Raw genomic sequence first — 20,143 nt, 5'->3', positions numbered from 1 at the left:
TAATAAATTTAAAGGAAAATTTGTCCAAAAAATAAATGGGCATAAAGCTCTCAGGAAATTGTAAAGCTATTAAATACAGATTATGTTACTCTTTATTCAATAGAAAGACGTGAAAATTCAAAGTAGCAGCGAGGTGATCGTATGAAAGAGAAAACGATAAGTTCAAACATATCCGATGAACTAAAAGAACTGCTGTCTATACGTCATATGATTAAAGAATACAAAAAAGGCGCCTATTTATTCCGCGAAGGGGATACCGTCAAAGGCATTTATCTTATTCGTTCAGGAAAAGTGCAAATTGGAAAAATCACACCTGATGGAAGAGAGCTGACTTTACGCATTTGTGGACCCGGCCAATTAGTGGGAGAAGTGACTATCTTTTCGGATCACCCCCTTTATATGCTGGATGCTAAAGCAATTGAAGACGTCGTCTGCATAAAAACTGCTATAGAAGACCTGGAAGATGCATTGCTCGAAAATTCCAAGCTGGCTGTGGCGTTTATGAAATGGATGGGGATTGACCAGCAAAAGACCCAGACAAAATTCCGCGACCTTATGCTGCACGGCAAAAAAGGGGCGCTGTATTCGACGTTGATCCGTTTATGCAATAGTTATGGGGTGGAAAAAGACGGCGGTATTTTGATTGATATGGCTTTGACTAATCAGGAGCTGGCCAATTTCTGCGGGATGACACGTGAAGTGGTAAACCGTCTATTGAGTGATTTGAAAAAACAAGGAAAAGTTTCAATAGTAGAAGGAAAACTGCTGATTCGTGATCTTCGCCATTTAAAAGACGAAATTAATTGCGAAAATTGCCCGATCTCTTTTTGCAGAATTGATTGAGAAATGAAGGAAACAACCAGTTGGGCATAAACCGCTCCGAGTTGGGCATAAACCCTTCAGAGTTGGGCATAAATTAGCAAAAGTCGGGCATAAACACTCCAAAGTTGGGCATAAGCAAAAAAATAAGGCAAAAAAAGAAGCTGCACCGAAGAAAATCCGGTGCAGCTTCTTATTTTGTCTAAAATTTGACAGCTGCTGTAAAAAATAATGCAGGTGTGATATATATCACAATGCTTTAGTGACTAAAGGATTACTCTGAACACAAGAGAAGGATAATAAGAGGTGAGGGAAAATGAGCAAAAAAATCCAGGAGCCGGAAGCCGATTTGAGAGGAACGCTAATCAGTGTGTTTTTCGTGGGCATCGTCATTATTGCCATGTGGGTTGCGGTTTATTTAATGTATGTAGCAAGATGAGCCGGGCGGTTTATCTATGCAGGAAGAGAAAAGGAGTAGATTAAGATGCATCTTCATAAATATGAAAAAATCTGGCTGGCTTTCGGGGGTGCCGCCTTGGTTGTATTTTTGAGTGTAGTGGGAGTCAGCGCATTTTCCCATGATCACACACCAGCGGGAGGGATGGAAACCATCGATCCCAAAAAAGTAAATGAAACAGCTCCTTTTGACAAGCCAGGAGTAACACAGCTTGATGACGATACGTACCAAGTGGCAGTCATATCAATGGCGTTCGGTTATAATGCACCGGAACTGAAAGTGCCTGCCGGAAAAGAAATCATCTTTAAAGTGACCAGCACGGATGTCGTCCACAGTTTTACCATTGATAACACGAAAGTCAATTTAATGGTGGTTCCCGGACAAATTACCACTAAGTCCTACACATTCGAGAAACCTGGAAAGTATTTGATTCTTTGCAACGAATATTGCGGTACGGGCCACCACATGATGTTCAACGAAATAGAGGTGTATTGAAATGATTGCTGTACAAGATCGGAAAATCGCAATATGGAATATCGGTGTCGCGTATATAGCATTTCTAATAGGTACGTTATGCGGCTTGCTTCAGGTTTTTATCTGGAATGATGCCTTGCAGTTGCCTGCCTGGCTCGATTACTATCAAATTTTAACGGCACATGGTGTGCTGCTTGCCCTTATTTATACAGCATTTTTCATTTTTGGCTTTTTTGTTACTGGCATGAGCAAAACCCTCGGAACGTTCGGCCCGAAAGTCCGGCTGTTTTCCTGGATTGGTTTCTGGGTGACATTGATCGGTACAGTGATGGCAACCGTCATGATTGTAATCGGGGAAGCTTCCGTGCTTTATACATTCTATGCACCATTGAAAGCAAGCGGCTGGTATTATGTCGGACTTGCCCTATATGTGGTCGGAACGTGGATCAGCAGCTTTGCCTTGATTGGGCATTACCTGGTATGGCGCAAAAAGCATAAAGGTGAAATGAGCCCGTTGTTCGCTTTCATGACCATCGCGACGCTCGTTTTATGGCTCATTGCTTGTCTTGGAGTAGTAGCAACGGTTCTTTTCCAGTACATTCCTTGGGCGTTCGGCTGGACAGATACCATCAACGTTGAACTGAGCCGCTCGCTGTTCTGGTATTTTGGGCATCCGCTTGTGTACTTCTGGCTGCTGCCGGCTTATATGGCCTGGTATTTGATCGTGCCGAAACTTCTCGGCGTGAAAGTATTCAGTGATTCACTGGCACGTTTGTCATTTGTCTTGTTCATTCTGTTCTCGATTCCGGTGGGTTTCCACCACCAACTGACTGAACCCGGCATTTCGAACTTCTGGAAGTTCCTGCAGGTTGTGCTGACATTCATGGTTATTGTTCCGTCACTCATGACTGCCTTCTCAATGTTTGCAACGTTTGAAACATCTGGACGCAAAAAAGGCGCAAAAGGTCTGTTTGGCTGGTTCAAAATGCTGCCATGGAAAGACGTCCGCTTTACATCGATTTTCATCGCAATGGCGTTCTTTATTCCCGGCGGCGCCGGCGGTATTATTAATGCAAGTTTCCAATTGAACGAAGTCGTCCACAACACACTCTGGATTGTCGGCCACTTCCACATCACAGTCGGCACACCCGTGGCGATGACGTTCATGGGAATGACGTTCTGGCTGATTCCCTATCTGGCCGGACGCCAATTCACGAAGTCGATGCAGACACTCGGTTTTGTCCAGATCATCACTTGGACGATCGGCATGCTGCTGATGTCGACTGCCCAGCACATACTCGGGCTTCTGGGTGCACCACGCCGGACAGCTTATTCAGCTTACAACAACCATCCTTCTGCATTGGAATGGTTTGACGGCATAGTGACAAGCCATGTCACCATGGCGATCGGGGGCAGCATCTTGTTCCTGTCGGCAATGATATTAATATATATTGTTGTCATGACAATGTTCCTTTCACCGAAAGCTGTAAAACCGGAAGACATCGTCGAGTTTCCATTGGCTGAAAGTGACAGAGAAAGCTCACCGAAGTTTTTGGAAAACTGGAAGATTTGGATCGGCATTGCGTTTGCGCTGATTTTCATCGCTTATGCGATTCCGCTTAGCAGTATGATCCAGCACGCACCGCCTGGCTCTGAAGGATTCAAAACATGGTAGGAGATGAGGAAAATGTTCGTAACATTGCTGTCGTTGATGGTAATCTTTATCGTATTTACTGCAATGCTCGTTGAAACCAGCACGGAAGAATATTAAGAGCAAAGCACGACTGCCTGCGCCGGAGAAATTCGGAGCAGGCAGTTTTTTAATTTACGAAAATTAATGATGGAATTTTCGAAATTATGGTATCCTACAATTCATTAGTATGGCTAAAAGAAGCGAGGCAACGAGATGAAAATAAAACTGGTAAAAGCAAAGGAATCGGATGCAAAATCCATTTTCAACCTGCAAGTGGCAGCTTTCCGGCCGCTGCTGGAGAAATATCAGGATTATGACACCAGTCCGGCAAATGAATCTGTAGAAAAAGTGGCTTCTCGCATCATCCGTCCCGATAGCGAGTTTTTCAAAATTTTTGTAGATGGCGAGTTCTGCGGAGCAATACGCGTCCATTGGAAAGAAGAAAGCCGATTCTGGATCAGCCCCTTGTTTATTCATCCGGATTTTCAAGGTCGGGGAATTGCGCAGGAAGCGATGAAGCTGGCCGAAGGTTCATTTCCGCAAGCCGGCACATGGGAGCTTGCGACCTTACTTGAAGAGGAAGGCAATTGTTATTTATATGAAAAGGCGGGGTATGTCCGGACAGGCGTCAGCCGTAAATTGAACAGCAAGGCGACGCTCGTCTATTTTACAAAGACGCAGAAGGAAGTGGAATGATGGAGTATACGATAAAGCCGCTGGCGGGATTCAATGGTCTACTCTATGCTGGAGCAGGAACGGCGAATCAGGCAACAATGAAGAAAACTGCACTTTTCGAGTTTGCCGATTTTGCCAATTGGACTTTTACTTCTTCTTAAAGGGGCTAACAAACTGCGCTGATTCCGAGGCGGAGAAAAAAGTTCACTCTTAGTGCCGGATGTGATAAGCTTTATGTCATCGCGCTAGAATAGTGCAACAGTACGGGAGTGATAACATGACTAAAAAAGACAAAGCAAAAAGCGGCATCGGAAGAGGGACCGGCAAAAAAGGCTGGACTCGCTGGCAAGCGGGCGCCAACAAAGCGAAAAGCGCTAAGCCATACAACAGCAAAAATAAAAAAGCGAACGAGCCAAAAATCGACAGGCAGCCTAAAGAAGAAGGATCAGGCTGGGTTGATATGGATTAATTAAGAGCTGCCTCTGATGGCAGCTTTTTTTTGTGGCAAAATTAAAAGCCAAACACATCATTTTACATCGCCTGCGATTTATTTTATTATAAATCGTGTACGATACAAATGTGTGGGAGGAATGAAAAATGAAATCACTTTACGAAACAACCATCATCAATACGGGCGGCAGACAAGGGGAAGTCTATTCGGAGGATAATATCTTCTACATGGACGTCGCAAAACCGCAGGCACTTGGAGGAGAAGCTACAACAGCCACTAATCCTGAACAGCTGTTTGCGGCAGGTTATAGCGCTTGCTTTAATAGCGCGCTGGAATTGGTATTGGAACAAGACAAGGTGAAAGTGGAAAAAAGCGAAGTTAAAGCCACGATCTCCCTCATTGGAGACAAAGAAAACGGCGGTGTCAAATTGGCAGCTAAACTCGAAGTGGACATTACAGGCATAGATGATGAATTGAAACACAAATACGTGGAAAAAGCTCATCAATATTGCCCGTATTCCAAAGCGATTAAAGATTCCGTCGATGTGGAGATTGTTGTTATCTAAATAGATGGTGGGTGTGATCAAAATGGACAAGCCTTCAAAGCTTGAACAGCAATTATGTTTTGAAGTCTATAAAGCATCAAGCAATTTCACGAAAATGTATGCCAGGGTGCTCGAACCGTTCAATTTGACGTTCCCCCAATACCTCGTGCTGCTCGTTTTATGGGATGAAGACCAGTTGCTGATGAAAGACATCGGAGGCAGGCTCGGCCTTGGAACGGGAACGCTGAATCCAATCATCAACCGGATGATTGAACGGGGGCGGCTTGTGAAGGAACAGTCGCCTGATGATAAACGGGCATCCATTATTTCACTGACGGAGAAAGCGAAAAGCGAGCAGCAGCCGATTGAGCAGGCTGTTGTGGAAAAACTCACGAGCTGCAACTTCCTGGATGTCAACGCTATTACTCTAATGAAAAACCTCAAGGAATTGAATACGTTTTTCGGCGAAATGGACTTGTAGGATGACAGTGCCAAGAAAAGGAGCGATTGCAATGAGCATATTTGATTTAACTGTAACGGATTCAAACGGAAAAACTTATCCAATGAGCGAATACAAAGGAAAAACGATGCTGATTGTCAATACAGCGACCAAATGCGGTCTCAGTGATCAATTCGAAAGTCTCGAGAATTTATATGCGACTTATAAAGATCAAGGGCTTGTCGTTCTTGGTTTTCCATCCGATCAGTTTGCCCAGGAACTGGCAAACGCGAAAGAAGCGGAACAAGCATGCCGAATGAGCTATGGCGTGACTTTTCCGATGCATGAAATCATCAAAGTCAATGGCAAAGAAGCCCATCCCTTGTTCAAATACTTAACAGAGCACAGCAAAGGGTTTCTGGGCAGCAGCATCAAATGGAACTTCACAAAATTCCTGGTGGACTCAGAAGGACATGTTACTGGAAGATATTCGCCAAAAGACAAACCGGAATCATTTGAAAGCGATATTCAAAATATGCTGGCAAAATGAAACTCGGCAAATTAACGCCTCGGAGCAATCGCTGCTCCGGGGTTTTTTGTCGTGTTATATGCCAATAGAAATGAGTATCTGGGCAAGCTATTTGGAAACAGCTGCTTTGGCAAATAAAAAGGATTTTAATACTGAAAAGAAGAAAGGATAAAAGCACTAAGCTTTTTAGGGGGAAGACAGATGGAAAATGAAAAAACCGCTTTGATTTTAGTTGACGTACAAAAAGCTTTTGACGATCCAAAATGGGGCCAGCGAAACAATCCGGAAGCAGAAGAAAATATGGAGAGAATTTTAAAAAGGTGGCGAAAAAAAGGGGGCTTCACGATCCATATTCAACACCAATCGGAAAATCCCGAGTCCCTCTTCCATCCGGCTAAAGAGAGTTTCGCTATAAAAAAATCGGTGCTGCCAGTTAATGATGAGCTGGTCATTATTAAGAAAGTGAACAGTGCATTTATCGGAACGGATCTGGAACAGCAATTGAAAACGAACAAAATCACTGCTGTCATCATTGCCGGTTTAACCACGCCGCATTGTGTCTCCACCACGACGAGAATGAGCGGCAATCTAGGGTTTAACACCTACCTTATTTCGGATGCCACGGCAGCATTCGCCATGACAGACCAACACGGCGTCCACTATGACGCCGAAACGGTGCATGCTGTTTCGCTGGCTACTTTGCATGAGGAATTCGCGACAGTTCTGACAACGGAACAATTAATAGAAAGGCTGGGTTAAATCAAGGCAAAATGAAGGTGGAAAGATAACAAAAGCGAACTTTTCCGTAACTCCTTTATGAACAACTGCAAAAAAAACTAGCTGAAGGAGCTCATTAAAATGACAGAACAAGAATTCTATGACAAAGTGGGCAAAACAAATGGGTGGAATTTCAGCAGCATCCAATGCCTTTCGGAAGGCATCGGCTGGGATTTTTATGAAGAGGTTGTGAAAAGGGCTTCAGTTTCAGACATTCTTCTCGATATCGGCACCGGAGGAGGAGAAAAGGTTCTGGACATCGCTTCTTCTTTTTCTTTGGTGATCGGCATCGACAATTCAAAGGAAATGGTTCAGACGGCCCGTGCTAATCTGATGAAATCTTCTGCACAAAACGTCCGATTTCTCCAACAGCCAGCAGAAGATCTCCAGTTCCCGAATGGCTTTTTTGACATAGCATCAAGCAGGCATTGTTCGTTTGATTCCAACCAAGTCGGCAAAGTATTGAAAAAGGGAGGCTGGTTCTTGACCCAGCAAGTCAGCGAAGGCGACAAATCAAACTTGAAACAGGCATTCGGACGTGGCCAATGTTTTGGAGAACAAGACGGAACCTTAAAAGAGAACTGCCTAAAAGAACTGCAGGCAGCCGGTTTTTCCAAGGTCGAGGCCTATGATTACGACTCTGATGAATACTTCCGAACGCCGGAAGACTTAATTTTCCTTTTAACCCATACGCCGATCATCCCCGGCTTTGGAGAACAAGAAGGCGACTTGGAATCTTTGAATGCCTTTATTGAAAATAACCGAACCGAAAAAGGAATCCGCACCAATTCCAAGCGGTTTCTGGTGATTGCGAAAAGATAAGTTGAACCAATCGTGGCTTTTACGAACAATAGGTTTCGTTGAAAGAAGCTTTAAAAGAACTGGTTTCTGCTATTATTTCCCGGGAAATAAAAGAATTACTGGGTTATGCAGATTCTATGGAAAGGATAGAATCCGAATACGTAAAATATTTGGATGCAGCTAACCAGAAGTTATATGGCTTTAAACTGAAAGGAGAAATTGTCAGCTGTCTGGGGGTAGAATTCAAAGACGGAAACCAGATTGAAATTAAACACATAGCGGTTATGCCGGATGTAAGGGGGGAAACTAATCGGCAGCACTATGATTCAAGCGGCCTTTGACAAACGTTCACCCTATGTCATTGTTGCGGAAACAGATCAGCATGCAGTGAAATTTACCGAAAAATGGTTTTTGTGTGAAAGAAAAATGATAGTGGAACAAACGCCGAAGTCCTGACGTCCATTCAAAATGGTTTTACAGAGAGTTTGCTGAATTGCCGATTGGGCCGGAACAAATGGAGTGCTGAATGCGTCAACTGTAGGTTGAATCGCTGCTTTGCGTTGCAGCAATTTTTAGGGTTGATGTGAAAAACACCTTTACTTTAAAAGTAAAGGTGCAGCTTGTTCAGGGATTTTCAATTTTTCCGGCTGTTCTTGGCTAGTTGGCTTCACCGGTGGGCTCGCCGCTAAAGCAGCGAACATGCCCAGCACGGGAAAGAGCATGATTATCCATAAAATCCCGGTATAACCGCCGAACTGATCGAACGCAATAGCAAGCGGCATCGGCCCCAGTGCTGAACCGGTAACAATCATTGCGACTGAAATGCCGCTGATGCTGCCGATATGCTTCCGGCCGAAGTAATTGGGCCATACGACTGCCATGACAATCCGCTCGATCCCCATGCTGACTCCCCAGATGATGCCGAAGACAATGGCGGCGGAAAGCGCGGAAGTGTTTTGCAGCAGCAGCAGCGATACAATTTCACCTGCAAACACCACGGCCAGCATATATTGCACTTTGATCTTTTCGAGGAGGATACCGGTCAGGAAAGTGACCGGAAGACCAATGAGTGCCGTTAAACTTAATACACTCGCGGCTGCTTCAAGTGACAGGGATTTTTCAGAGAAAATCGAAACCAAATGGAACGTCAGGCCGGAATTGACAATTCCGGGAATGACAGCGCAGAGGAGAAGCAGCCAGAATGCTTTTGTTTTTGAAGCTTCTTTCACGGTCCAGCTGGTTTCCACAATCGGCGTGCTATTTTTCCCGCCTTTTGCGGAGCTGCCGTTATCCGGCAGCAATCCCATGTCTTCCGGAGAGTTTTGGATGAGGAAGAAAGCAAGAGGAGTAAAGCAGACCACGATGATTACTCCAAGGATCAGCCACGAAGCGCGCCATCCGAAAGCGTCGATCAGCCAAACATTTAATAACGGAAATGCCGCGGAACTGACCAAACCGCCAATTGCTGCAATGCTGATGGCTCGCCCTCTTTTTTTGACAAACCATTGAGGGATAAGCGAGCTTGAAATAAGGCCCATGGACCCCTGGCCGAGCAGCCGGATAAAAAAGAAACCGATGAACAGCATGACGAGACTGGTGACAAAACTATTGAAAAAACAAGCAACAGCCAGGGCCAGTGAAACAATGACCGCCATTTTTCTCGAGCCGTTTCTGTCAATCAGCCGGCCGATAAAAAACAGCAGAAACCCTGCTGCTAGTGTGGCGGAGGAGTAAACAGCAGTAACCGTTGAACGGCTCCAGCCGAATTCGCTTATATAGTAATCGATGAAAATCGCGTTGGAATAGGTTTGTCCGGGGCCTGAAAAAAACTGGGACAGCGCAGCAAGCGCGATGATTACCCAGCCGTAATGAAAAGAGTAGCCTGTCTGTTGTTTCATTGTGCATCTCCATTTTTAAACCTCTAAATAAGGCCGTTTTATTGAAAGTGAAAGTAATAAATATATCAAAATCACAATTTATTATCATAGCATAATTGAAATATATTAAAAGTATTTGGTTTTATTTAAGATAAAGTAAAATGATTCAGAAATTTAATATTTTTAAATAACGTTCATATACTTCTCATAAATGTTTTTATAACATGCACATTTTGAGTTGCTCGATGTAAATGACTTTAAAAAAGTGTATGATTAAACAGATTAACCGTTTAAAATAATTAAGAGTGAACACAGCGGCATCATCATTGTAAAAGAAGGTTTGGGCTGCGAATAAAGTTTTAAGGCTAAAAAGGCGGCCTGGATTGGAAGCTTTGAGACTTCCATATTTTTTCGGCAATTTTCCACCAGTTGCCTGATTTCACAGTTTATATACAGCATTAATCATTTGATTTTAAAGGAGAAAAGAACATGCAGTTATGGGAATTAGTTGTTGCAATGATATTAGGGATTGTTGAAGGGCTGACAGAATTTGCTCCGGTTTCTTCAACGGGTCACATGATCATCGTCGATGACATTTGGCTACAGTCAAAAGAGCTGTACACAGAGCCGGTAGCGAATACATTTAAAGTAGTCATTCAATTAGGTTCAATTTTAGCGGTAGTCATCGTTTTTAAAGACCGATTTAAAGATTTGCTTGGACTGGATAGAAAAGCGACAGCAGGAAAAAAGCAGCGCCTTAGTTTAACAAAAGTGATTGTTGGATTAATCCCTGCCGGCGTACTGGGACTGTTATTTGAAGATTACATAGATGAGTATTTGTTTTCTGTAGAAACGGTCGTGATCGGACTTGTTGTTGGAGCGATTCTCATGTTGATCGCAGATTTTGTCACGAAAAAGAAGCCTCATCATACTGAAACGGTTGATAAAATGACATACAAGCAAGCATTAGGTATGGGTCTTTTCCAATGTCTTGGACTATGGCCTGGATTCTCGCGTTCCGGTTCTACAATTTCCGGAGGTGTTTTGCTGAGAATGAGCCACCATTCGGCAGCTGACTTTACGTTCATCATGGCGGTGCCGATCATGCTTGGCGCCAGCGGTTTGTCACTGATTAAAAACTGGCAATATTTCACGATGGACGCGTTGCCGTTCTTTACTGTCGGCTTTGTCAGTGCCTTCATCGTCGCGCTGGTCGTCGTTAAATTTTTCCTGAAATTGATCGACAAAATCAAATTGGTGCCTTTTGCGATTTACCGCCTGGTGCTTGCAGCATTGATTTATATATTCTTTCTGTAAGGGCTGCCGGACAACAGTCCTCTACGGCTCAAAAAAACCTAATCTTCTCTTTGAGAAGGTTAGGTTTTTTATTGCGAAAAAGTTGAAGAAGCCCTTTCCTATGTGGAGAAAACAGCTCGCTTTTCCTTTCATATAAAATTTTTGAAAATTCTTTCAATTAAGCACATAGTTGTCTATAATGAATTCAATCAACCAACTGAATGTCTATTCATTACTAAAAGCCAACCAGTAGTATTTTCAGCTAAGAAATTTTTTGTTTACTGAAAACTATAATGTATAGGGAGGTTTTTGAATGTCTACAGTTCAAAGCACTGAAAAATCAGTACCTGCTATACCACGTACGTTGAAAGAGAAAGCCAAAATGGTCGGACCGGGATTTGTAACCGCTGCAACAGGAGTGGGGACCGGCGATTTGATTGCGGCTCTTGTCGCTGGAGCGGCTTTTGGCATGACCCTTGGATGGGCTATTCTGCTCGGCTCTTTGTTCAAGTTTTACTTTACAGAAGGAATGGGACGGTGGCAGCTGGCAACAGGAAAGACCATTCTGGAAGGCTGGCATTCGCTTGGAAAGTGGGCAACGGGTTATTTCGGCGTCTATTCCATCATTTGGGGATTCAGTTACGGGGCAGCTGCCATGTCGACGAGCGCCCTCATGATGGTAACCATGTTTCCCATTATGCCTCTATGGGCTTGGGCAGTCATTCATGGATTAGCCGGTCTTGCACTGGTGCTGTTCGGCCATTATGAACTTTTTGAAAAAGTGATGACCCTTATGGTCGGTCTTATGTTTGTTACGGTTGTCGGGTCAGCGGTAATTCTTCTTCCGGATATCGGAAATATCGTGAGCGGTTTTGTTCCACGAACCGGCGGCAGTTCGCTGCTGCTTGTTTTAGGGCTGCTCGGCGGTGTGGGTGGAACGATTACGATGGCGTCGTACGGCTATTGGATCCGCGAAAAAAATTGGGTGGGCAAATCCTGGATTCCGATGATGAGAGTGGATTCCGCTACCGGCTACATCATTACAGCGATTTTCACCTTATCTCTACTAGTCGTCGGAGCGGAATTCCTGTTCGGTACCGGCATTGAAATTAATGGAGAAGAAGGGTTAGTGGCATTATCCGGTCTATATAGCGATCAATTTGGTTCTTTTGCCCGCTGGCTGTTCTTGATCGGCGCCTGGTCTGCCGCATTTTCATCCTTATTGGGTGTTTGGAACGGCGTGCCTTACCTGTTTGCTGACTTTGTCCGGATGGTGCGCAAAAAGGGGACAGATTCTGATGAGCCGGTTTCTAAGAAAGATCCGGCATACCGTTTTTACCTTCTATGGCTAACATTCCCACCGATGCTGCTGCTGTTTTTCGGCCAGCCGGTGCTTCTTGTTATCTTATATGGTGCGCTCGGCGCTTTGTTCATGCCGTTTCTAGCAATCAGCCTAATGCTTCTGCTCAATTCGAAACGAGTGGACCCGGGATTCAAGAACGGCTGGGTCACCAATACCGTTTTAACAGCCTGTGTCATTGTCTTTGTTTACCTGGGGACCGTTGAGCTGCTTAAATTGTTTTAACTGAAAAACAGAATCTTGCCTCGAGTAGGGGTTTATAGATAGCGGGGGAGTAATTAAGAAGGTCCGAAAGCTGATATGGATGCTTTCGGACTTTTTTTGCATTTTTGCTCTGGATTATGGGCTTGTAAAAGAAAAAGATCTGGTTTATAGTTTATAAATACAGTATTTAGTAAATTGTATAAATAACAACACTATATGTAGTAAAACCAATAACAATGGTGCCTGAAAAGGCTTAATAGGGAATCCGATGAAAAACCGGAGCTGTACCCGCAACTGTAAGTGCTGACGAACTATGGCAATCCACTGTCCAATCAATGGACGGGAAGGACATAGTGTAGGAAGACGCATGAGCCAGGAGACCTGCCATCGTTATAAGTTAATGACCTTCTCCGGGAGCTGGGAGGTATAACGAAGGTACTCTGCGCGGAACACGGTCTTTTGCCGGTTTCCGCTGGATTATTTACGTTTATCCAACCCATCCTCTCGCCTGAGAAGATGGGTTTTTTGTTTGCCCAAATACCGACTGGAGGATGAAAGATGACACAGCAAATTACAGCAAGCAGATCGCGGACGATTCAGACCAAATTGGTGCTGCCGCCGGATACCAATCATATGGGAACGATTTTCGGCGGGACGGTGCTTAGCTTTATCGACGAAATTGCCGCCATTACGGCCATGAAACACAGCGGAAAAGCCGTGGTGACTGCCTCAATTGATACGGTGAATTTCCTGTCGTCCGCCCGGGTCGGCAATGTGCTGCTTCTGGAAGGGGTTGTGATTTCCACCGGACGGACTTCGATGGAAGTTTATGTGAAAGCGGAATGCCAAAACATTGAAACAGGGGAGAAAACTTTGACGACGACCGCCATCCTGACAATGGTGGCAGTAAGCGAAGATGGAAAACCGACGCCGGTTCCCGGTGTAGTTCCGGAAACGGAAAATGAGAAGCAGTTGTTCCAAAGTGCGCAAGAACGCAAGCAGCGCCGCATGAAAATCAATGAATTTGCAAAGGAGCTGGTTTGATATGAATACAACAATCCATTCGAAAACAGATGCAGTCACGAAAGCCTTATTGCGGGCGAGAGATGTCTATAAATTGGAGACAGCCGATATGCTTGAGAAAGTGGAAAGCATGGATGGGCCAGTTAAAGGGGAACAATCCCTGATTTATGCACTCAACCGCATCTCCATGGCAGAACCGGATTGGACATTCGTCGCGGCGGAACTTTATTTAAACGATTTATACGAAAAAGCTGCGAAAAATCGGGGTTTTCAGGCGGAACTGAAGTACGGGGATTTCTATGGGCTGGTGAAAACTCTTAGTGAAATCGGCATTTATTCAGGAGACTTGCTGAAGCGCTATTCGGAAGAAGAAATCGAAGTGCTCGGGAAAGAAATCAATGCGGAACGGGATTTTTTGTTTAATTACATCGGCTTGTTTTTACTCGCGGACCGCTATTTGGCAAAGGATTACGAGGGGAATTTGTATGAGCTGCCGCAGGAACGTTTTCTGGTCATTGCAATGACTTTGATGCAGAACGAGCCAAAAAACAAACGGCTGGATCTGGTGAAAGAAGCTTATTGGGCGATGAGCAATCTCTATATGACGGTTGCGACGCCGACGCTGTCCAATGCCGGCAAGAGCTTCGGCCAGCTGTCTTCCTGCTTTATCGATACGGTGGATGATTCGCTTGACGGCATTTACTTGAACAACTGGGACATCGCGCGCCTCAGCAAAGACGGCGGCGGCATCGGCGTCTATTACGGCAAAGTGCGGGCGCTCGGATCCGATATCAAAAAGTTCAAAGGCAACTCGTCCGGCGTCATTCCGTGGATCCGCTTGGTCAACGACACGGCGGTCAGCGTCGACCAGCTCGGACAGCGCCAAGGCGCCGTAGCGATTTACTTGGATGTGTTCCACAAAGACATCATGAACGGGTTCTTGGATTTGAAAACGAACAACGGCGACGAGCGCCGGAAAGCGCATGATATTTTCACAGGCGTTGCGATTCCGGATCTGTTCATGGAAAAACTGAAGGAAACCGACGACAGCGGCCGCAGCACCGGTGAATGGCATACATTCTGCCCGCATCAGGTAAAACAGATAATGGGCTGGAAAGACGAAGCGGGGACGGCGCTTGGACTGGAAGATTTCTATGACGAAAGCGACGTGAAGCATTTCACGGAGAAATACGAAGAAGCGCTTGCCAATCCTTTATTGCCAAGGAAGACCTACCGGGCGATGGACATCATGGCGCGCATCATGGTGTCGCAGCTTGAAACCGGCACGCCGTATATGTTCTACCGCGATGAAGTCAACCGCCAGAACCCGAACAAGCACCTGCGCGGCAAAGGGCACACGTCGATTTACTGCAGCAATTTGTGTACAGAAATAATGCAAAATATGTCAGCGACAACGATTATGAAAGAATACACCGATGAAGACGGCAACTTGGTGATGATCCGCAAACCGGGCGATTTTGTCGTCTGCAACTTGTCGTCGATCAACTTGCCGCGTGCGGTGAAAGCGGAAGTGTTGGAGCGGTTGATTCCAATCCAGATGCGCATGCTCGATAACGTCATCGACTTAAACACGATTTCCGTAGGCCAGGCCGATGCGACGAATAAAAAATATCGCGCGGTGGGGAGCGGAACTTTCGGATGGGCACATTTACTCGCGCTTGAAGGCATCCACTGGGAAACAGACGAAGCGGTGGCATTTGCCGATAAATTATACGAGGAAATTGCTTACCATACGATCCGCTCTTCGATGGAGCTCGCCAAGGAAAAAGGCGCTTACCGCGAATTTACCGGATCGGAATGGCATACCGGCGAATATTTTGAACGCAAAAATTACACCAGCGAACGCTGGAATGAACTGCAACAAGAAATCACAGAACACGGCGTCCGAAACGGCTGGATGATGGCAGTGGCGCCAAATTCATCGACTGCAAAAATCGGCGGCTCGACAGATGGCATCGACCCGCTTTATGCCGTTGAATACGCCGAAGAAAAGAAAAACTTCAAATTTAAAGTGACGGCACCGGATTTGGACCATAACACATACGATTACTACCGCCGCTCGCGCCACGTGCTCGACCAGAACTGGAGCATCCGCCAGAACGCGGCCCGCCAGCGCCATATCGACCAGTCAGTCAGCTTCAATTTCTATGTGCCGCATACCATCAAAGCGAAAGAATTGCTGGGGCTGCATTTTAAGGCATGGCAGCAGGGCCTGAAGACGACGTACTACGTGCGCAGCACATCCCAGGCCGAAATTGAAGAATGCGAAGCATGCCAAAGCTAAGGAGGAATCATTATGTCGATACACGCACCATTGCAAAAAATTAAGCTGCTCAATCCGGAGCAGCCGAATAAATCCACAGGCATCATCAACGGGGAATCGTCCGGTTTATTAAACTGGAACGATATCGCTTATCCGCAGATGTACGACTTGTACCAGACGCTGCTGGCGAACTTCTGGAAAGCGCAGGAAATCAATATGCAGGACGACATCAAGCAATGGGACCACTTGACGGACGTTGAACGCGACGTCTTTCTGCGCATCAATACGCAGCTGGCGTCGCTCGACAGCCTGCAGACACCAACGATGAGCCAGGTCATGGACTATGTCACCGATTCCAGCTTCAAGGCGATTTTTGCCGTCATTTCCCAGCAGGAAGCGGTCCATAACGAGTCATATTCGTATATCCTGAGTTCACTCGTGTCAATCAGCGAACAAAACGCCCGCTTCAACCAGGCGAAAAGCGATCCAATTGTGCGAAAGCGCAATGAACTGATTTTGGATGCTTACGAAGCGTTCCGACAAGACCCGACGCCGCAAAGTTTATTCCGCTTGAGCGTTAATTCGATCAACCTTGAAGGCATTTATTTCTACGCCGGCTTTGCTTTTTTCTATCACCTGGCGCGCCAGCAGAAAATGCTGAAGACGAGCACGATGATCAGCTACATCCAGCGCGATGAAATGCAGCATGCGTATTTCATTTCCCAGTTTATCCGCATCATGCTGACGGAAAATCCGGAGTTGAATACGGAGGAAAACATCCAATATGTGTACGGTGCGGTCAATCAGGCGGTCCAGCTGGAAAAAGAATGGGCACATCACATTCTGGCGGATATCCAGGGGCTGGACTTGGAAGAATTCGAGGGCTACGTCGAATACTTGGCCAATAAACGGCTGCGCCAGCTTGGGCTTGATAATCTATACGCAGAACAAAGCAACCCGATGCCGTGGATCCAGGTATTCGGCGATGACATGATGAACGACACGAAATCGGACTTTTTCGAGCAGAAATCCCGGACCTATTCGAAGGTGTCACAGTCGAATGGCTTTGACGAATTATGAACCGCGGATTGCCATCGTCTATGCATCTGTCACTGGGAATACGAAAGCGGTGGCGGAGATTTTACAGGAAATCTGCGCTGCCAAGGAGCTGGAAGTGGAGTTATGGCCAATAAACGGCTTTCCGCTTTCTAAACTCTCACGTTACGATGTGGTTTTGATTGGCACGTACACATGGGGCAATGGCGAGATTCCAAAAGAAATGCGCGGCTTGTTTGGAGAGTTTGAGCGCTTCGACCGTAAAGACATAGTGACAGCAGTTTTCGGAACCGGCGACAGCTTTTTCGCAGACTTCTGCGGAGCCGTCGACCGTTTCCGGGACATGCTGTATGTGCACACAGATTTGGCGGCTACCTTGAAAATCGAATTGGCGCCGCAGGAGAAGGATGCCGCACGCTGTGAGAAATTGATTGCCAGCGTCCTCACTAGGCTATCGGTGTTTTCCCTAAAAATAGAAGGGTATAATCCGTAGGGGAAGATAACTACTGAGGAGGTACTTGGATGATAGTGAATAAATGGTGGAAGCTGGGTGCAGCAGTCTTTTTATCCGCAGGCATGCTGGCGGCATGTGGAGGAAACAGTGGCGACTCAGAGAACGAGACAGAATCCGAAGTGAATGAAAACGAAAATGAAGGAAATGAAAACGAGTCAGGCGAGAACGAAGCCGATGAGGATGAAGATGACGAGAACAATTAATGTAGTTGAATAAATAGTTTTAAAGCAGATCGGTTGTTTTCAACCGGCCTGCTTTTTTGTTGAATAATGCCGTTTGAAAGTGGAGAAGTGGCGGGGGAATAAGATTTACTTGGTGAATATAGAACTTTATTTGCGATAAATGAGTTTTACTTGCGGAAAAGAAAGCATTACTTGCGATAAATGTTATTAACTTGCGGAAAACAGGGATTTACTTGCGTTTCAACAATTTCTTTTCCTCTTTTTCACTTTTTCTGATGCAGCAGAAACCCTTCCAATAAAAAAGCAGAATCCGCTGACAATCAGCAGACCCTGCGCTTCAATCTTAAACAATTAAACTCTCAAATTCTCAACAACCGCTGCAATGCCCATACCGCCGGCAATGCACAGAGTCACAACACCGTATTTCTTGCCGGTGCGCTCGAGTTCATGCGTCAGCTTGGTCAACAGGATTGCGCCTGTTGCGCCGATCGGATGGCCCATCGCGATGGCGCCGCCGTTCGGGTTCACCCGGCTGCGGTCCGCACCAAGTTCATTGATGCAAGCGACTGACTGGGAAGCGAAAGCTTCGTTCAGTTCAATGATGTCGATGTCTTCAATCTTCAAATCGACTTGCTTCAGCGCTTTGAATGTTGCATGGACAGGACCCATTCCCATGATTTCCGGGGAACAGCCGACCGCAGCTTGTGCAATAACACGTGCTTTCGGCTGGTAGCCGCGCTTCAACGCTTCGTCTTCAGACATAACCAGTAAAGCGGCAGCTCCGTCGTTGCGTCCGCTGGCGTTGCCAGCCGTTACTGTTCCGCCTTCTTTAAAGACCGGCTTCAGCGCCGCCAGTTTTTCCAAAGAAGTCTGGCGCGGGTGCTCGTCCGTTTTAAACTCAATCACGCCTTTGCGCGTTTTCACCGGATAAGGGACAATCTGGGAATCGAACAAGCCTTTTTCAATGGCGTTCGCTGCCCGTTCCTGGCTTTCCAGCGCAAATTCATCTTGTTCTTCACGCGAAATGCCGTATCTCTCAGCGACATTTTCGGCAGTGATGCCCATATTCAAATCGCCGTATGTTTCCACCGGCTGCGAACCGGGCTGGCTTGCCGTATTCGGGTCTTTCAATAACACATCGCCCGACTTTGTTCCGAAGCGTACATTGTTGACGTAATATGGCGCAGTACTCATGGATTCGGCGCCGCCTGCAATGATGATATCGCTCAGGCCGGTCTGGATTTGCTGGGCAGCGGAATTGACTGCCTGAACGCCTGAACCGCATTGGCGGTGCAAGGTATAACCCGGCACTTCAACCGGGATTCCTGCGCGAAGCAAGGCAACGCGCGCCATGTTTGAAACATCCGCACTTTGCTTCGCCTGCCCCATGATCACTTCTTCTACAGAAGCGGGATCCAGCTCGGTACGGCGGAGCAATTCTTCAATCACGTGGGCGCCGATCAAATCGACGGTTTCATTGCCGATTGTGCCGCCCAGTTTTCCAATGGCGGTTCTGACAGAATCTACGATTACTACATTTTTCAATTCATCATCTCCTGTTTCCCGGAAAATTCTCTTGCGTAATGTTTTACTTTTTCCTTATCAATTTCCATGCCAAACCCTGGACCGTCCGGAACAACTACTTCAAAATTCTCGAATTTGATTTCATTGACCGTAACATTGTCTTTGAATAGCAGGGGACCAAAAATTTCGGTGCCGAATTTCATATCGGAAATCGTTGAGTAGAGCTGGGCACATGCCGCTGTCCCAAGGCTTGACTCAATCATCGTGCCGCCGTATAAGCCGAGACCCGCCGCTTCTGCAATGCCGACCACTTTTTTCGTCTGCGTCATGCCGCCATGCTTGCACGGTTTCAAAGCAATCGAGTTGCCGGCGCGGGTTTTGGCGATCCGGAAGACATCCTGGATGCTTGTTGCCGCTTCATCTGCCATGATCGGCACATTGAATTTAGCTGTCAGCCTGGCCATGCCCTCAAAATCCCAGGCTTGCAGCGGCTGTTCGACCATCGAAACGCCTCCGGCTTCAAGCGCTGCGATGCAATAGTTCGCAGTATCTTCATCCCATGCCTGATTGACATCGACTGTCAGGCGTGCCGCATCGCCGAGTGCTTCCTTGATTTTGCGGACATGCTCGACATTCTTGAAAGGATCGCCTTTGCCGATTTTCAGTTTGAAAATATTATGGCGTTTCTGCTGAAGAAGTTCTTGTGCTTCTTCGATATCTTTTTCGGTGTTGCCACTGGCCAATGTCCAGGCAATCGGCAATGATTTGTGGATCTGGCCGCCGAACAATTCGAAAGCGGGAATGCCTTTCGCTTTCGCTGCCAAATCGATAATGGCATTTTCCACAACGGTTTTGGCGAAATAATTGCCCCGGACAAGTTTTGCGACATCATCCATGATTTTATCGAAATGAATCGGGTCCTGTCCGATGATCAAAGGGGTGATATACGTGTCGATATTCGCTTTGATGGCTTCCGGCGTCGATTCGCCGTAGGAAGCGCCGCCAATCGTTGCCACTTCTGACCAGCCTTCACGGCCTTCTTCATCCATCACACGGCCGAGAACAATCGTCTGCACCGTAATGGTATGCATCGCTAGCTGATGGGGACGGATGGTCGGCAAATCCAATATATAAACTTCAAAAGAACGTATCTTCATGCAAAT

General features: G+C 46.2%; 23 protein-coding genes and 1 riboswitch. Of the genes, 20 read left to right on the top strand and 3 right to left on the bottom strand.

What is annotated here, in order from left to right; all coding sequences use genetic code 11:
* Positions 1–141: 141 nt before the first annotated feature.
* The 13 genes from ACSFXN_RS04600 (at position 142) to ACSFXN_RS04540 (ending at position 8,001) form a co-directional block, all read left to right on the top strand.
* Positions 142–843: a Crp/Fnr family transcriptional regulator gene (locus ACSFXN_RS04600; protein WP_437149001.1), complete on the top strand. Its 702-nt coding sequence runs from the start codon at positions 142–144 to the stop codon at positions 841–843.
* Positions 844–1,135: 292 nt separating this feature from the next.
* Positions 1,136–1,258, top strand: coding sequence for a cytochrome C oxidase subunit II (locus ACSFXN_RS04595; RefSeq protein ID WP_300990701.1), 123 nt, complete (start codon positions 1,136–1,138; stop codon positions 1,256–1,258).
* A 45-nt stretch (positions 1,259–1,303) separates the two neighbouring features.
* Complete coding sequence (locus tag ACSFXN_RS04590) at positions 1,304–1,771, top strand: cytochrome c oxidase subunit II (RefSeq protein ID WP_437149000.1); 468 nt, start codon at positions 1,304–1,306, stop codon at positions 1,769–1,771.
* 1 nt (position 1,772) lies between these two features.
* Positions 1,773–3,425, top strand: coding sequence for a b(o/a)3-type cytochrome-c oxidase subunit 1 (locus ACSFXN_RS04585; RefSeq protein ID WP_437148999.1), 1,653 nt, complete (start codon positions 1,773–1,775; stop codon positions 3,423–3,425).
* A gap of 231 nt (positions 3,426–3,656) precedes the next feature.
* On the top strand, positions 3,657–4,139 hold the full coding sequence (locus ACSFXN_RS04580) for a GNAT family N-acetyltransferase (RefSeq protein ID WP_437148998.1): 483 nt from the start codon (positions 3,657–3,659) through the stop codon (positions 4,137–4,139).
* Entirely contained in the window at positions 4,139–4,279 is a 141-nt protein-coding gene (locus ACSFXN_RS04575; RefSeq protein ID WP_437148997.1) for a hypothetical protein, read from the top strand. The genes ACSFXN_RS04580 and ACSFXN_RS04575 overlap by 1 nt, the downstream gene beginning before the upstream one ends.
* A gap of 116 nt (positions 4,280–4,395) precedes the next feature.
* Positions 4,396–4,587, top strand: a complete 192-nt coding sequence (locus ACSFXN_RS04570; RefSeq protein WP_437148996.1) for a DUF3934 domain-containing protein — start codon at positions 4,396–4,398, stop codon at positions 4,585–4,587.
* 128 nt (positions 4,588–4,715) lie between these two features.
* Positions 4,716–5,135, top strand: a complete 420-nt coding sequence (locus tag ACSFXN_RS04565) for an organic hydroperoxide resistance protein (RefSeq protein WP_300990694.1) — start codon at positions 4,716–4,718, stop codon at positions 5,133–5,135.
* Positions 5,136–5,157: 22 nt separating this feature from the next.
* A complete protein-coding gene (locus ACSFXN_RS04560) occupies positions 5,158–5,595 on the top strand; it encodes a MarR family winged helix-turn-helix transcriptional regulator (protein ID WP_437148995.1) in 438 nt (145 codons plus the stop codon).
* A 31-nt stretch (positions 5,596–5,626) separates the two neighbouring features.
* Complete coding sequence (locus ACSFXN_RS04555) at positions 5,627–6,103, top strand: glutathione peroxidase (RefSeq protein WP_437148994.1); 477 nt, start codon at positions 5,627–5,629, stop codon at positions 6,101–6,103.
* A gap of 180 nt (positions 6,104–6,283) precedes the next feature.
* Positions 6,284–6,841 (top strand): cysteine hydrolase family protein, encoded by a 558-nt coding sequence (locus tag ACSFXN_RS04550; RefSeq protein WP_437148993.1) that lies wholly within the window; start codon positions 6,284–6,286, stop codon positions 6,839–6,841.
* A gap of 99 nt (positions 6,842–6,940) precedes the next feature.
* Positions 6,941–7,681: a class I SAM-dependent methyltransferase gene (locus tag ACSFXN_RS04545; protein ID WP_437148992.1), complete on the top strand. Its 741-nt coding sequence runs from the start codon at positions 6,941–6,943 to the stop codon at positions 7,679–7,681.
* 38 nt (positions 7,682–7,719) lie between these two features.
* Entirely contained in the window at positions 7,720–8,001 is a 282-nt protein-coding gene (locus tag ACSFXN_RS04540; RefSeq protein WP_437148991.1) for a GNAT family N-acetyltransferase, read from the top strand.
* 255 nt (positions 8,002–8,256) lie between these two features.
* On the opposite strand, the gene ACSFXN_RS04535 is transcribed toward ACSFXN_RS04540, so the two are convergent.
* Positions 8,257–9,558 carry an MFS transporter gene (locus ACSFXN_RS04535; protein WP_437148990.1) on the bottom strand — a complete coding sequence of 434 codons (1,302 nt, stop codon included), beginning with the start codon at positions 9,556–9,558 and terminating at the stop codon, positions 8,257–8,259.
* A gap of 468 nt (positions 9,559–10,026) precedes the next feature.
* Here ACSFXN_RS04535 and ACSFXN_RS04530 point away from each other — a divergent pair, with 468 nt between their 5' ends.
* The 7 genes from ACSFXN_RS04530 (at position 10,027) to ACSFXN_RS04500 (ending at position 17,477) form a co-directional block, all read left to right on the top strand.
* On the top strand, positions 10,027–10,854 hold the full coding sequence (locus ACSFXN_RS04530; protein WP_300990686.1) for an undecaprenyl-diphosphate phosphatase: 828 nt from the start codon (positions 10,027–10,029) through the stop codon (positions 10,852–10,854).
* A gap of 292 nt (positions 10,855–11,146) precedes the next feature.
* Complete coding sequence (locus ACSFXN_RS04525) at positions 11,147–12,418, top strand: Nramp family divalent metal transporter (RefSeq protein ID WP_437148989.1); 1,272 nt, start codon at positions 11,147–11,149, stop codon at positions 12,416–12,418.
* A 199-nt stretch (positions 12,419–12,617) separates the two neighbouring features.
* Positions 12,618–12,800: riboswitch (cobalamin riboswitch) on the top strand.
* A 155-nt stretch (positions 12,801–12,955) separates the two neighbouring features.
* On the top strand, positions 12,956–13,441 hold the full coding sequence (locus ACSFXN_RS04520) for an acyl-CoA thioesterase (RefSeq protein ID WP_437148988.1): 486 nt from the start codon (positions 12,956–12,958) through the stop codon (positions 13,439–13,441).
* A 1-nt stretch (position 13,442) separates the two neighbouring features.
* Positions 13,443–15,725 carry a ribonucleoside-diphosphate reductase subunit alpha gene (locus ACSFXN_RS04515; protein WP_437148987.1) on the top strand — a complete coding sequence of 761 codons (2,283 nt, stop codon included), beginning with the start codon at positions 13,443–13,445 and terminating at the stop codon, positions 15,723–15,725.
* 12 nt (positions 15,726–15,737) lie between these two features.
* Positions 15,738–16,784, top strand: a complete 1,047-nt coding sequence (locus ACSFXN_RS04510) for a ribonucleotide-diphosphate reductase subunit beta (protein ID WP_437148986.1) — start codon at positions 15,738–15,740, stop codon at positions 16,782–16,784.
* The gene (locus tag ACSFXN_RS04505; RefSeq protein ID WP_437148985.1) at positions 16,765–17,253 is read left to right on the top strand and encodes a flavodoxin domain-containing protein; all 489 of its coding nucleotides are present in this window, start codon (positions 16,765–16,767) and stop codon (positions 17,251–17,253) included. Before ACSFXN_RS04510 ends, ACSFXN_RS04505 begins: the two co-directional genes overlap by 20 nt.
* Before the next feature lie 29 nt (positions 17,254–17,282).
* A complete protein-coding gene (locus tag ACSFXN_RS04500) occupies positions 17,283–17,477 on the top strand; it encodes a hypothetical protein (RefSeq protein WP_437148984.1) in 195 nt (64 codons plus the stop codon).
* A gap of 330 nt (positions 17,478–17,807) precedes the next feature.
* Here the strand turns inward: ACSFXN_RS04500 and ACSFXN_RS04495 are convergent, their stop codons facing one another.
* Together ACSFXN_RS04495 and ACSFXN_RS04490 are read right to left on the bottom strand one after the other, a co-directional pair.
* Positions 17,808–19,001: a thiolase family protein gene (locus ACSFXN_RS04495; protein WP_437148983.1), complete on the bottom strand. Its 1,194-nt coding sequence runs from the start codon at positions 18,999–19,001 to the stop codon at positions 17,808–17,810.
* Complete coding sequence (locus ACSFXN_RS04490; RefSeq protein WP_437148982.1) at positions 18,998–20,137, bottom strand: muconate cycloisomerase family protein; 1,140 nt, start codon at positions 20,135–20,137, stop codon at positions 18,998–19,000. The genes ACSFXN_RS04495 and ACSFXN_RS04490 overlap by 4 nt, the downstream gene beginning before the upstream one ends.
* Positions 20,138–20,143: the final 6 nt, after the last annotated feature.

The organism is Planococcus sp. 1R117A, assembly GCF_051417975.1.
Classification (GTDB): Bacteria; Bacillota; Bacilli; order Bacillales_A; family Planococcaceae; genus Planococcus; species Planococcus shenhongbingii.
Note: the sequence above shows the minus strand (reverse complement) of the source record. Positions and strands in the feature narration are given on the sequence as shown.